We start from the raw sequence: 15,413 nt of genomic DNA on the forward strand, positions 1-15,413 counted from the left end.
TACGAGGTGGCTTATGGGGAAACAAAAGATTCAAAAGGTATATCCTTTGACACCGATGCAGGAAGGGATGCTGTATCACGCAATGCTTGATCCGGAATCTTCCTCTTACTTCACACAGCTGGAGCTTTTCATAGACGGGGATTTTGATTTAGAGATCTTTGAAAAAAGCGTAAATCAGCTCGTGCGTTCTTACGATATTCTCAGAACGGTTTTCGTTTATCAGCAATTGCAAAAGCCGCGTCAAGTCGTCCTGGCTGAGCGCGGAATGAAGGTTCATTTTGAGGATATCGCAGGATGGGATGAAGCGCGGCAAAACGTGCGCATTGGACAATATAAACAGGACGTTCAGAAAACCGGATTTAACCTTGCGAAAGATATGCTCTTTAAAGTGGCGGTTTTCCGGCTTGCCGATCAGCAATATCGGCTCATCTGGAGCAATCATCATATCGTGATGGACGGCTGGAGCATGGGCATATTGATGAAGCGGCTTTTTGAAAACTATGAAGCGTTTCGTTCAAACCGTCCGGCTCCGCTTGATCAAGGCAGGCCTTATGCCGACTATATCAAATGGCTCGGCCGGCAAGACAAGGAAGAAGCCGGGGCATACTGGGAAAAGCGCCTTGGCGATGTGGAAAGCCCGAGCGTCATCCCGGGCCGAAAAGCGGGAGAGGCCGAAGGGGTCTATCAGAATGAAGAGTTCACATTGGTCTGGGAACGGGATTTGGTCGATGCCGTCCAAAGGGCGGCCAACCGCTATAACGTTACGGCGCCTAATCTGTTTCAGGCGATGTGGGGAGCGGTTCTTGCCAAATACAATGCCGCAGATGACGTGGTGTTCGGCACGGTTGTGTCCGGACGCCCGTCTGAGGTCAACGGCATCGAACATATGGCGGGCTTATTTATCAATACGATCCCGGTCCGCTTAAAAATCGGAAAAAACGCTACATTTGCCGAACTGTTCAAGCAGGCGCAGCAGCATGCGATCGAAGCGGAGCAGTACGATTATCTCCCGCTGTATGAGATTCAAAAGGGCTCCGCTTTAGAGGGCCGTCTCATCAGCCATCTGGTTGCGTTTGAAAACTACCCATTGGATAAAGAGTTTGAAAACGGGGCGATGAAGGAGCGCCTCGGCTTTTCCATCAAAGCGGGAGAGGCCTTTGAACAAACAAACTACGATTTTAACCTGATCGTATACCCGGGAACAGAATGGACGCTCAAGCTGAAATACAACAGTTCGGTTTATGACGCCTCTTTCATTGAGAAGGCGGCGGAGCACCTGACAAGCCTTGCCAGGATCGCCGTGTCCGATCCGGAATCACCGGCAAGGCGGGCCGGGCTTTTATCAGATGAGGAACAAAAAGCGCTGCTTGCCTTCAATGATACAAAAACGGACTATCCGCGGGACAAGTCGATTCCGGAACTGTTTGAGGAACAGGCGGAACAGACGCCTGAAAGAGCGGCTGTCGTTTACAACGGATCGAGCATCACGTACCGCAGGCTCAATGAAAAAGCCAATCAGCTTGCGCGGCGCTTGCAGGAAAACGGCCTGAGGCATGGGGGAAGGGCAGCGGTCATGATGGAGAGGTCGCTTGAATCGGCCGTCGGCATGCTGGCGGTGCTGAAAGCAGGCGGCGCATACGTGCCGATTGATCCGGACTACCCCGAAGATCGAATCCGCTTTTTGCTGGAAGACAGCGGTGCAAACATCGTCGTCATCAAGCAGGGAACAAAGCGCTCTTTCGACGGGTATAAAACGATTGCGGCTGATGATAAATCGCTTGAACGTGAAGATTCCGCCAATCTTGAAACGATCGCGAATCCTGATGATCTCGCGTACTGCATATATACATCGGGTTCGACGGGGAAGCCGAAAGGTGTCATGGTCGAGCACCGCAATATCGTCCGCCTCGTCAAAAACGCCGGATATATTCCGCTTCATGCCGAAGTGAACATGGCGCAGACGGGAGCGGTCAGCTTTGATGCCAGTACGTTCGAGGTGTTTGGCGCATTATTGAACGGAGCGACCCTCTTTCCTGTTCCGAAAGAAACGCTTCTTGATGCGAGAGCGTTCAAAGCGTTTTTGGAAGAGAACGGCATCACGACGATGTGGCTGACCTCTCCGCTCTTCAATCAGCTCGCACATCAAGATCCGAACATGTTCAATACTGTAAAAGATGTCATCATCGGCGGCGATGCGCTCGTACCGGGTATCGTCAATAAGGTCAAGCGCGCATGTCCCGCTCTCTCCCTTTGGAACGGCTACGGCCCGACGGAAAACACGACATTTTCGACATGCTTTTGCATCGACCGGGAATATGAGCACGCGATACCGATCGGAAAGCCGATCGCAAATTCAACGGCCTATATTCTTGATGACGAACAACAGCTTCTCCCGATTGGCGTGCCCGGCGAGCTGTGTGTCGGCGGAGACGGGGTGGCGCGAGGGTATTTGAACCGGCCTGAGCTGACCGCCGAAAAATTCGTCAGCGATCCATTTAAAGAAGGAGGGCGGATCTACCGGACAGGCGATTTGGCAAGACGGCTCCCCGACGGAAACATCGAATTTCTCGGACGGATTGATCATCAGGTGAAGGTGCGCGGCTTCCGGATCGAATTAGGCGAAATCGAAGCGAGGTTGGCGCAGCTTGACGGCATTCGTGAAGCAGCGGCCATCATCCGGGAAAACGGTGCGGGCGAGAACGAAATCTGCACGTATTATACCGGCGATCAGTCAGCGGCTGACGTTCGCTCAGAGCTGTCCAAGTCGCTTCCGGAGTATATGATCCCGTCTCATTTCACCCAGCTTGAGGCGATGCCGCTTACGGCAAACGGAAAGGTCGATAAACGCCGGCTTCCGGAGCCGGCTGCAGAGGAAACGGATGCCCTATACCAACCGCCTGAAAATGAAACGGAAGAAATTCTCGCCGCGATCTGGGAAGAGATTCTCGGCATCAAGCGTCCTGGCATCGATGACAATTTCTTCTCAGTCGGCGGGCATTCGCTGAAAGCGATGATGCTTACGGCCAAAATTCAAGAGCAATTGCAAAAAGAGGTTCCTATCAAGATATTGTTTGAAAAGCCCACGATCAGAGGGCTTGCCGAATTTCTTCAAGGGGGATCAAAAGAGGAAGTCGTCCATCCGATCGAACCAGCTCCGTCAAGCTCTCATTATCCGGTATCCTCCGCGCAAAGGCGGATGTACATTCTCAATCAGCTCGAAGAAGCGAGCACAAGCTACAATGTGCCGGCGGTGCTGCTGCTGGAGGGCAACTTGGACAAAAACCGTCTCGAATCTGCGTTTCGGGCTTTAATCAGCCGTCATGAAACACTCCGGACTTCGTTTGCCGTCATAGACGGGGACATCGTCCAACACGTTCATGAGGACGTGCCGTTTACGCTAACGGTTTCACAAGCGGAAGAAGCGGCGGCCGAGACGAAAATCGGCGGGTTTATCCGCCCGTTTCAACTGGATCAGGCGCCGCTCGTCCGGGCGGAGCTCGTTCAATTGGAGGAAAAGCGCCATCTGCTGTTGATCGATATGCACCATATTATTACGGACGGAAGCTCGACAGGCATTTTCATCCGCGATCTCGCGCAGCTGTACCATGGCGGCGTGTTGCCGGTCCAAAAGCTGCATTACAAAGATTTCGCCGTCTGGCAAAACGAACAGGAACGAACGGGCAAGCTTAAAAAACAGGAGCAATATTGGCTTGACGTATTCAAAGGCGAGCTCCCTGTGCTGGATCTCCCGTACGACTATCCGCGTCCTGCAAAACGCAGCTTTGAAGGAGAGCGGGTTGTCTTTGGAATTGATAAAAAGCTTGCAAGCGAGATTCAGAGGTTCCTTTCCGAGTCTGATACAACGCTTTATATGTTTCTGCTTGCTGCGTTCAATATCTTTTTGGCGAAGTATGCGTCACAGGACGATATCATTGTCGGATCGCCTGTTGCCGGGAGAACCCATCCCGATCTGAATGACATTCCAGGCATGTTTGTCAACACACTCGCCCTTCGCAATCGTCCAGAAGGGCAAAAAACGTTCAAAGAGTTTTTGCAGGAGGTCAAAGAAAAGAGCCTTCAAGCGTTTGCCGAGCAAAGCTACCCGCTTGAAGAGCTGATCGAAAAGCTGCCTCTGGCGAGAGACACGAGCCGGAACCCGCTGTTCAGCGCATTTTTCAACATGCAAAACATGGACGTGCCTGCTTTGAGTTTGGGAGGCTTGCAGATTTCTTCCTATTCCGTGCGCCATCGCACCGCAAAGTTCGACCTGTCTCTTGAAGCCGTTGAACACGACGGGGAAATCGGTTTGAGCTTTGATTATGCGACGGCTCTATTTAAGGAAGAAACGATCAGGCGCTGGAGCGGCCACTTCCTGAACGTGGTCAAAACGATCTGTGAAAACCCCGGCGTCAAGCTTGCGGATATCGATCCGCTTTCTGAAAACGAACGGAAGACGCTGCTTGCTGAAGCAGTACATAGCAGGGCAGACCGGCGGGAAGACGCACCGTTTCATGAACTGTTTGAACGGCAGGTTGAAAAAACGCCTGAGCGGACGGCCGTCGTGTGCGGAGACACAAAACTCACATACCGGGAGCTTGATGAAAAAGCCAATCAGCTTGCACACGTTCTTCGCGGAAAAGGCGCCGGCAAAGAAGATGTCATCGGCATTATGCTCGACCGTTCCGCAGATGTCATCGTCTCCATCCTTGGCGTCATGAAAGCCGGAGGCGCATTTTTGCCGATCGATCCGGAAATGCCGCCTGCAAGGATCCGATATATGCTTGAAGACAGCGGAGCCAGCTTGCTGGTTACGGAATCAGCCTATCAATCATTCCTGTCTGACATATATAAAGGGATATTCATAGATATTGAGAAAGACATTGAGCCGGGTGTAAAGAAGGAACGTCCTGATTCGGTCAATAGCGGGGACAGTCTCGCCTATATCATTTACACATCGGGAACGACGGGCGCTCCAAAAGGCGTTCAGCTTGAACATTGCAATCTCGTGAACTATGTTTCCTGGTTTGTCAGCGAAGCGGAGCTTGCTGAATCGGATAAGTCGGTGCTCCTGTCATCCTTCGCGTTCGATCTCGGGTATACGGGCTTGTTCCCGGTCCTTCTTGCCGGAGGGGAGCTTCATATCGTCCCGAAAGAAACATACACGGAACCGGACCGGCTATGCCGCTATATCAATGAAAAAGCGATCACATATATCAAGCTGACGCCGTCGCTGTTCCATACGATCGTGCAGCCGCAAAGCTTTGCTTTATCTAATGCGCTTGAGCCGCTGAGACTGATCGTACTCGGGGGAGAAAAGATCAATCCGGCCGATGTGGAGCGGTACTATTCTCATTATCCGAAAGCCCGTTTTATCAACCATTACGGGCCGACGGAGACGACGATCGGCACGATCGCCAAACCGATCGATGCAGACGGGCTTAGCGAATTTGTCAAACGTCCGACGATCGGGCGCCCGATTCCGGGTGCAGGCGCCTTCGTGCTGGATGCCTCTCGCCGCCTCGTCCCCGCCGGAGCGCCAGGCGAACTTTATATAACGGGAAAAGGGCTTGCACGCGGTTATTTGAACAAACGGGAGCTGACAGCCGAGAGGTTTATGGAAAACCCTTATGCACCGGGGACTCTCATGTATCAAACGGGCGATCTCGTCCGCCGTCTTCCGAATGGGGAGATCGAATTTTTAGGACGTACCGATGATCAGGTGAAAATCCGCGGATACAGGATTGAATTGAAGGAAATCGAAGACGCCCTGAAAGAGTGCAAGGATGTGGAAAGAGCGGTCGTCCTCGCCTTTGCGCCGGATTCGGGATTGGAGGAGCTGTGCGCCTATATTCAGTCAAAGCAAACAATCGCATCTTCCGAGCTGAGGGAGCATCTTTCCGAAAGGCTGCCTTCGTACATGGTGCCGTCATACTTTGTCACCGTCGATGCGATTCCGCTGACGGCCAACGGCAAAGTCGACCGCAATGCTCTGCCTGAGCCGCAGGCGCCAAACGGCGAAAGCGATTCTTATGAGCCGCCGTCAACAGAGCTTGAGAAAGAGCTGTGCCTCATTTGGGAAGGCGTTCTCGGCATCAGGCCGATCGGTGCCGAAGACAACTTCTTCGACCTGGGCGGCCATTCTTTGAAAGGGATGATGCTGACCACAGATATTCAAGCCAAGCTGCACAAAAAGGTGCCGCTTAAAGCGCTTTTCGAATATCCGACAGTGCGCCGTCTTGCCCGCTATATCGAGTCGTCTGAAGACCAATCCGTACAAAGCGCGATACAGCCTGCTGAAAAAAGCGACTGGTATCCGGTATCATCCGCACAAAAACGGATGTACGTCCTTCATCATCTCGAAAAAAACGGCACCGGCTACAATATGCCGTCAGTGTTCATGATGGAAGGCGACCTTGATATCGAGCGCTTAAAACGGGCGCTGCAGGCATTGGTGGATCGCCATGAGCCGCTGCGTACATCGTTTGCCGAAATCGACGGCAGCCCTGTCCAAAAAGTCCATGACAAAGCGGACATCGAGCTGAAGGTCACGCCTGTTCAAGAAGGCGAAGCCGAAAAAGAAATCAGCCGCTTTATCAGGCCGTTTGATATAAGCAGCGCTCCGCTTATCCGCGCCGAGCTGCTGTCAGTCGGCAGACAACGCCACCTGCTGTTGATCGATACGCACCACATTATTGCCGACGGCGTTTCGAGAAGCCTTTTTGTGAAAGAAATCGCAAGGCTCTACAGAGGCGAATCGCTGCCTGAGCGTAAGCTGCATTACAAAGATTACGCCGTATGGCAAACCGGGCCCGCGCAGCGGGAAACCATTCGGAAGCAGGAGCAATTCTGGCTGAACGAGTTTTCAGAAGCCGTGCCGGAACTCGGCCTGCCGCTGGACTTCCCGCGCTCTCCGGTGCAAAGCTTTAGCGGGGATCAGGTTCACTTTAAAACATCGAAGCCCGCAGCGCTCAACATCCGGAGGCTTGCGGCGGAGACGAAAACGACGCTGAATATCGTCATGCTGGCCGTCTTCAATATCTTTTTAAACCGCCTCACCGGCCAGAAAGATATTGTCGTAGGGTCTGCGACTGCCGGCAGAACACATGCCGAATTGAAGGACATGCCGGGCATGTTTGTCAACTCGCTGGCTCTTAAAAACCATGTGCCGCAGGACGCGACATTCCGCGAGTTTTTGGAAGACGTTAAAAACAGAAGCCTGGCTGCGCTTGATCATCAGGACTATCCGTTTGAAGAGCTGATTGCCAAGCTCGATCTGCCCCGCGATATGAGCCGGAACCCGCTTTTCAATGTCATGCTGACGGTGGAAGATCCTGATAAGGAAACATTCGATTTGGACGGTGTAACCATTAAGCCGTATGACATATCGCACGCCGCTGCCAAGTTCGATTTGACGCTGGGAGCGTTTGAGAAAGACGGCGAAATCGGTCTGCAATTCGAATATGCGACAGATTTGTTTAAGAAAGAAACGATCAGGCGGTGGAGCGGGTATTTGCTCAATCTGCTCGAAGCGGTTGCGAACAATCCGAATATCCGCCTTTCAGAACTCTCCCTGCTCGATGAAGCGGAAAAACGCCGGATCGTCGAAGCGTGGAACGACACGGCGCTTGACGTTCCGTCAGACCAAACGATCCACGAGCTGTTCGAAGCACAGGTCAGCCGCACGCCTGACCGCGGGGCAGCGGTATTCAACGGCCGCCGCTGGACATACCGGGAGCTCAACGCCCGCGCAAACCGCCTGGCCCGCCTGCTTATCGAAAAAGGAGCGCGGCCGGAACGGAGAATCGGCATCATGGTCAAGCCTTCTCTCGAAATGGCGGCCGGAGTGCTTTCGGTTTTGAAAGCAGGAGCGGCTTATGTGCCGATCGATCCCGCCTATCCGGAACAAAGGATCAAATACATCCTGGAAGACAGCGGAGCGGAGCTCCTGTTGACGCAAACGGGTGCAGCCGTGCCTGACGGCTTCTGCGGGGAAACGATTCTGCTTGATACCGTGTTAACCGGAGAAGTGACTTCAGAAGATGAAGTGAATCCGCAGACAGGGGCGAAACCTGACAACCTGGCTTACTTAATCTACACCTCAGGTACGACGGGCCGGCCGAAAGGCGTCATGGTCGAGCACCACTCGCTTGTGAACTTGTGCTATTGGCACAATCACGAATTCACTGTCACTGAACACGACAAGAGCGCGAAATACGCCGGCTTCGGCTTTGATGCGTCCGTGTGGGAGATGTTCCCGTACTGGATCGCCGGAAGCGAGCTGCACATAATCGATGAAGCGATCCGGATGGATATCGTCCGCCTGAATCAATATTTTGAAGAACACGGCATCACGATCACGTTCCTCCCGACTCAGCTGTGCGAACAGTTTATGGAGCTTGACAACAAATCGCTGCGCGTGCTTCTGACGGGCGGCGACAAGCTGAAGCGGGTCGAAAAGCGCGGCTACACGCTCGTCAACAACTACGGCCCGACGGAAAACACGGTCGTGGCGACAAGCACGGCGATTGACCCTGACGAAGGAATGCTTTCGATCGGCAGACCGATCGCCAACACCCGGGTTTATGTGCTCGGAGAGCACAACGAAGTACAGCCTGCCGGTGTCACGGGTGAATTGTGCATCGCAGGCCGCGGGCTTGCGCGCGGCTATCTCAACAAGCCGGAAGAAACGGCGAAGCGTTTTACGAAAGACCCGTTTGTACCGGGCGAACGGATGTACCGGACGGGCGATGCCGTGAAGTGGCTTCCGGACGGCCGGATCGAATATATCGGGCGGATCGACCAGCAGGTGAAAATCCGCGGCTTCCGGATCGAGCTTTCTGAAATCGAGGTACAGCTCGCGAAGCTCCAAGGAGTACAAGAAGCAGCCGTCATCGACATCGAGGACGCGCATGGCAACAAAGCGCTTTGCGGCTATGTGACATCAGCCGAAACGCTTGATACAGGACGCCTCGCGGACCAATTAGCGAAGACGCTGCCTGATTACATGGTGCCGGCATATTGGGTGCAGCTCAGCGAGCTGCCGATTACGGCGAACGGAAAAGTCGACAAACGCGCGCTTCCAAAGCCGGATCTCACTGTGCAGACGGCCGAATATAAAGCGCCGCGAAGTGAGACCGAGCAGCTGTTGGCGGATGTTTGGCAGGAGGTTCTCGGCGTCGAACGAATCGGCATCAGCGACAATTTCTTCACGCTCGGCGGGGATTCGATCAAAGGGATTCAAATGGCGAGCCGCCTTCAGCAGCACGGCCTGAAGCTTGAGATGAAAGACTTGTTCCAGCACCCGACGATCGGCGGGATCAGCTCGTACATCGAATCGACAGAAGGAAAGCCGGTCGACCAGGGTCCTGTCGAAGGCGAAGTGATGCTTACGCCGATCCAGCGCTGGTTCTTCGAACGTGCGTTTTCGAATGAGCACCACTGGAATCAGTCGGTTATGCTTCACGCGCCGTCAGGCTTCGACCCTGAGATTGTTCAACAAACATTGCAATCATTAGCCGGTCATCATGACGCGCTGCGCATGGTTTACAGAAAAGAAGGCGGCCGGGTCATTCAATACAATCGCGGACCGGGTGAGAAGGCTTTTGCCTTCAGAGTGGTGAACCTCCAGTACGTTTCAGACGCCCAAGCGGAGATCGCTGCCCAAGCCGAACGGTTGCAGGCAAGCCTTGATATCGCGAAAGGCCCGCTGATGAAAGCAGAGCAATATCAGACGGCTGATGGGGACCATTTGCTGATCGTCATCCACCATCTCGTCGTGGACGGCGTGTCATGGCGGATTTTGCTGGAAGACTTTGCAGCAGGCTATCAGCAAGCCGCAAAGAATCAGGATATTGTCCTCCCTGATAAAACGAATTCGTTTAAAGACTGGGCCGAAGAGCTTGCGGTTTATGCGCAGTCCGAACAGTTCCTCAAGACGTGCGGCTATTGGCGCGAACTGGAAAAAGAACGGGTGCCGGCATTGCCGAAAGACCGCATTGTCAGCGAGAGAAAAACAAAAGACACAGCCGCTGCCAAGTTCGAGCTGACCGAGGAAGAAACGCGTCTCTTATTAACGAAAGTTCATGAGCCGTACGGTACGGATATCAATGATATTCTCCTTTCCGCCTTGAGCCTGACGATCCGGGAATGGACGAATCAATCGGGGGTCTGTATCAATATGGAAGGACACGGCAGGGAAGAAATCATGCCGAATATGAATATCTCTAGAACAGTGGGATGGTTCACCGCCCAATATCCGGTCATGTTAAAAGACGGTGAGGAAGGTTTACCGGAGCTTATTAAAACCGTAAAAGAAACGCTCCGGCAGATCCCTGATAAGGGAGTCGGCTATGGCATTCTCCGGTATGTAACAGACCGGCAAAAAGCCGCTATCGATTTCTCCATCAAGCCGGAGATCAGCTTTAACTATTTAGGGCAGATAGACAATGAAGTGCAGACGGAATTTTTCGGTCCGTCTCCATACGATATGGGACGTCAGGTTTCAGAAGAATCGGAAGCCCTCTACGCCCTGAGCTTCAGCGGCATCATCAGCAATGAAATACTCATCATGTCCTGCTCCTTTAATACAAAGGAGTTTGACAGGCGGACCGTCCAGGAAAGGATCAAACGGTTTAAGCATCATCTGCTTTCATTGATCGACCATTGCACGGCCAAAAAGGAGCGGGAGTTCACGCCTAGCGACTTCAGCGCCGGCGGTCTTGAAATGGAAGAGATGGGCGACTTGTTTGATGTGCTTGAAGAAAATTTGAAATAAACATTGTACGAGTTGCCCGCTTCACCCAAGCGGGCAACTCCGTGAAAGGGGGACAAAACGTGAGCGAGTTTAAAAAGGAACATGTGCAGGATATTTACTATTTATCTCCGATGCAGGAAGGGATGCTGTTTCATACTCTGCTGCATCCGGGGCAGAGCTTTTATATTGAACAGATCAGCATGCAGGTAAAAGGCTCTTTTCGAAAGGATCTATTGGAAAAAAGCATGAACGTGATCGTCGAAAGGTATGATATCTTCCGGACCGTATTCGTTCATGAAAAAATGAAAAGGCCTGTTCAAGTCGTCTTAAAAGAAAGGCATTTTCATGTGGTAGAAGTCGATTTATCAGGGCTTTCCGAAGAGGAGCAGAAAGAGCGTATCGAGGATTATAAACAGGAAGACAAACGAAAAGGCTTTAACCTGTCAAAAGACATCCCGATGCGAACGGCGATTTTCAAAAAGGGAGCCGGTGTGTATGAATGGGTGTGGAGCTACCACCACATCCTGCTTGACGGCTGGTGCTTCGGCATTGTTGTTCAAGAGCTGTTCAAAGTGTACAATGCACTCCGGAAAAACAAGCCTTACAGCCTGAAACCGGTCAAACCGTACAAAGAATATATCAATTGGCTCGAACATCAGGATAAACAAAAATCGCTTTCCTATTGGGAAGAATATTTAGCCGGATTTGAGGGGCAGACGACGTTTGCCGAACAGCGGAAAAAAACGAATCAAACAGGCTATCAGCCTGAAGAGCTGCTGTTTACATTGCCGAAAGCCGAAACGGAAGCTTTTGCAAAACTCGCAAAAGCCCACAATACGACGCTGAGCACGGCGCTTCAGGCGGTATGGTCGGTGCTCTTGAGCCGCTATCAGCGATCGCGCGACTTGATATTCGGAACCGTGGTCTCGGGGCGTCCCGCCGAAATAAAAGGCGTCGAGCATATGGTCGGCTTATTTATTAATGTTGTTCCGAAGCGGGTCACATTCGGCGACAAAACGACCTTTCCGGAGCTGATCGCCCGCTTGCAGAAGCAGACGCTCGAATCAGAGCCGCACCAATACGTGCCGCTTTACGATATCCAAAGCAAAACGGCGTCGCCTGATCTGATCGATCATATCATCGTGTTTGAAAACTATCCGCTCCAGAAAGCGAACAAACAGCAGGAGGAAGACGATCTCGGCTTTACAATGGGCCGTGTCAGCGTGTTTGAAAAATCGAACTATGACTTGAATCTGCTTGCATCGCCGGGCGAAGAAATGATGCTGAAGTTCGCTTACAACGGGAATGTCTTTGATACATCGTTTGTGGAGCGCTTAAAGGATCAGCTCATAGAAGCGATCAGCCGGATTGCCGGCAATCCGAATCAGCAGCTTGATGACATCACCATCGTTCCTGAAAACGAAAGAAACAATCTGCTGTATGAATTTAATGTCCCTGCGGAGAAAGCAAAAACCGCCCTGGCGATCCCGCAATGGTTTGAGCGTTTTGTAGAATACATGCCCGGTGAACCGGCCGTGTCGGCCGCAGGCCGCACTCTTACATATCGTGAATTGAACGAACGGGCCAACCGGCTCGCCCGTTACTTGAGAAAAAAAGGAGTGGGCCGAAAGAAGGCGGCAGCCCTCTTTTTCCGCCGCTCACCGGACATGGTCATCGCGATTCTCGCCGTTTTAAAAGCGGGAGGGGCTTATGTGCCGATCGATCCGGAATATCCCGAGGACCGCATCCAATACATGCTTGAAGACAGCGGTGCGCTGTGCCTGCTGACTCAGGAGGAGCTCGCCGGACGGACCGCGTCGCTTTCCTTTAAAAACGAAACGGTGGTGATCAATGATCCGGCCGTTTCCGGTGAAAGCGGGGAAAACCTTGAGACGGCCATTGACCCCGACGATCTTGCGTATATCATGTATACATCGGGAACCACCGGAACACCGAAGGGCAACATGACGACACACGCCAACATTACAAGGGTCGTCAAAGACACGAATTACATCGACATCACCCGGCAGGACACCTTGCTGTCCCTGTCTAACTATGCATTCGACGGATTTACGTTTGACCTGTACGGCGCTCTTTTGAACGGCGGAAAACTTGTGGTCGCAGGTCAGGACACCATTCTCGATATCAGCAGGCTCACGGAAACGATAGAGAAAGAAAAGATTACCGTTATGTTTGTGACAACGGCGCTGTTTAATCTTCTCGTCGACTCAGGGACCGGCTGGATGAAAGGACTCCGCAAAGTGCTGTTCGGAGGCGAACGCTCGTCTGTCAGCCATGTTAAAAAGGCGCTGGCGGAAATGGGGCCGGGCAGGATCATCCATGTATACGGCCCGACCGAAACGACCGTGTTTGCGACATTTTATTCCGTCGACAGCGTGAGAAGCGAAGCAGTTTCGATTCCGATCGGCAAGCCATTGAATCAGACTGCGGCTTTCATTTTGACGGAGAAAAATGAGCTTCAGCCGATCGGAGCGGTCGGCGAGCTGTGCCTGAGCGGAGCCGGCGTATCGCTCGGCTACTTGAACAGACCCGATCTGACAGCGGAGAAATTTGTCCCGCACCCGTTTATCCCGGGCGAAAACATGTACCGGACCGGGGACTTGGCCCGCTGGCTTCCGGACGGCAATATCGAATTTGCCGGACGAATTGACGATCAGGTGAAAATCCGCGGGCACCGCATTGAGCTTGGCGAGATTGAGGAACAGCTTACCCGTTGTCCCGGCGTAAAAGAAGCTGTTGTTCTTGCTGCACGAAGCGGAAGCGGCGATTTAACGCTGACAGCTTATGTCGTTCCGGCTTCCGGCGGCGTCACGGAAGAAACGCTTCGCGGCCGCCTTGCGCAAAAGCTGCCGGCCTATATGGTGCCGCCTGTCTATTTCATACTTGAAGAGCTGCCGCTGACGCCGAATGGAAAAGTGAACCGGCGCCTTCTTCCGGAAGCAGGAGAAGCCTCGGTACGAGCGGAGCGCAGGGAACCCCGCAATGAAACGGAGGCCAAGCTGGAGAGGATTTGGTCAGAGGTGCTCGGCCGTCCGCACATCGGCATAGACGAGAACTTTTTCGAAATCGGAGGCCATTCATTGAAGGCGATGGCTGTCATCTCCCGGATATTGAAGGAGCTGGGGGCGGAAGTTCCGGTGAACATCATGTTCGAATCTCCGACAATCGCGGCAATGGCTGCGTATATAGACGGCGGAGGCAAAACGGATGAAGCGGAAAGAACCGTGTTCAATCCGGAAGCCGGCCGAAACGTATTCGCCTTCCCGCCCGTCCTCGGATACGGCATCATGTACGGCAGGCTTGCCGAACAATTGCCGGAATATAAGATTTGTGCCTTTGATTTTATCGAAGCGGGAGACAGAGTTGATCGTTTTGCGAACACGATCGCGAAGCTTCAGCCTGAAGGTCCGCTGACATTGCTCGGCTACTCGGCAGGCTGCGGTCTTGCTTTTGAAGTGGCGCAGCAGCTTGAAAAAAGCGGCCGTGAAGTCGACAAGCTGATCATGATCGATTCGTATATGAAAAACAATGTCAGCGATTTGGAGGGCCGCGCTGTCGAAGATGATGTCGCCGCGCTGCTCGAGGTCAACAAAGACAACGAATACATGCAAATCGAAGCGGTTGCAGAAGGCATTGCCAGAAAGCTTGAAGCGTACTATTCGTATTTTGTCGGCTTGATCCATCAAGGACAGGTTGACTCAGATATTCACTTTATTCAATCCGAGTCGCAAAAACCGCTCCCGGCATGGCTTTCTTCGTGGAAAGAAGGAACAAAGGCGTCTTATCGAGAATATCAAGGGTATGGAACGCATGATGAAATGCTCGCTGACTGCTTTGTAAAACAAAACGCGGAGATAGTCAGACGGGCTTTAAACGAGCGTGCCGTGGTAAACGGGGGTGTATAATCGTGACAGATGTATTGAAAACTTTCGTGCCGTCATCGGGCGGCATGCAATTGATTTGTTTTCCGTTTGCAGGAGGCTATTCCGCATCATTCCGGCCGCTTTATGACCGCTTAAAAACGGACTGTGACATGATGGCGATCGAACCGCCCGGCCACGGGACGAATCAAATGGAGCTTGTCGATGATTTGGAGACGCTCGTCGGGATGTACAAGGCGGCACTTGAGCCGAAGCTGACCCGTCCGTTTGTGCTGTTCGGCTACAGCATGGGGGGGATGGTCGCATACAGACTGGCGCAGAGGCTCGAGAAGGAGGGGATCTTTCCGAGCGCCGTCATCATTTCGGCGATTCAGCCGCCTGATTGCAAGCGGAAAAAGGTGTCCCATTATGATGATGATGCCTTTCTCGATCATATCATCCAGCTTGGCGGAATTCCCGATGAGCTCGTCAGGAACAGGGAGGTCATCAACTATTTCCTCCCGTCCTTCAGAGCCGACTACCGTGCGCTGGAGTCGTTTCTGCACACCGATCATTCGCTTGTCAGCTCGCCAGTATACATATTGAACGGCGATAAAGACGAGAAATGCATGAGAGACGCTTCCGGCTGGGAAAAGTGGGTTCGGAAAGCCGAATTTCATACGTTTCAAGGCGGGCATATGTTTCTCCTCTCAAAAACGGAGGAGGTCGCAGCACGCATCAGGTCGATCCTCGCGGAAGCGGGTCAAACAATACGATAA

At 52.7% G+C, this 15,413-nt stretch carries 3 protein-coding genes; all 3 read left to right on the forward strand.

From position 1 onward, the window contains the following. Positions 1-13 precede the first annotated feature (13 nt). The 3 genes from AB447_RS01160 to AB447_RS01170 are packed head-to-tail and all read left to right on the forward strand — an operon-like array spanning position 14 to position 15,413. On the forward strand, positions 14-10,774 hold the full coding sequence (locus AB447_RS01160; RefSeq protein WP_057957396.1) for a non-ribosomal peptide synthetase: 10,761 nt from the start codon (positions 14-16) through the stop codon (positions 10,772-10,774). 59 nt (positions 10,775-10,833) lie between these two features. Further along, a complete protein-coding gene (locus tag AB447_RS01165; protein WP_057957397.1) occupies positions 10,834-14,679 on the forward strand; it encodes a non-ribosomal peptide synthetase in 3,846 nt (1,281 codons plus the stop codon). A gap of 2 nt (positions 14,680-14,681) precedes the next feature. Further along, complete coding sequence (locus tag AB447_RS01170; protein WP_048355669.1) at positions 14,682-15,413, forward strand: thioesterase II family protein; 732 nt, start codon at positions 14,682-14,684, stop codon at positions 15,411-15,413.

This window comes from Bacillus glycinifermentans, assembly GCF_001042475.2.
In the GTDB taxonomy this organism is placed as follows: Bacteria; Bacillota; Bacilli; order Bacillales; family Bacillaceae; genus Bacillus; species Bacillus glycinifermentans.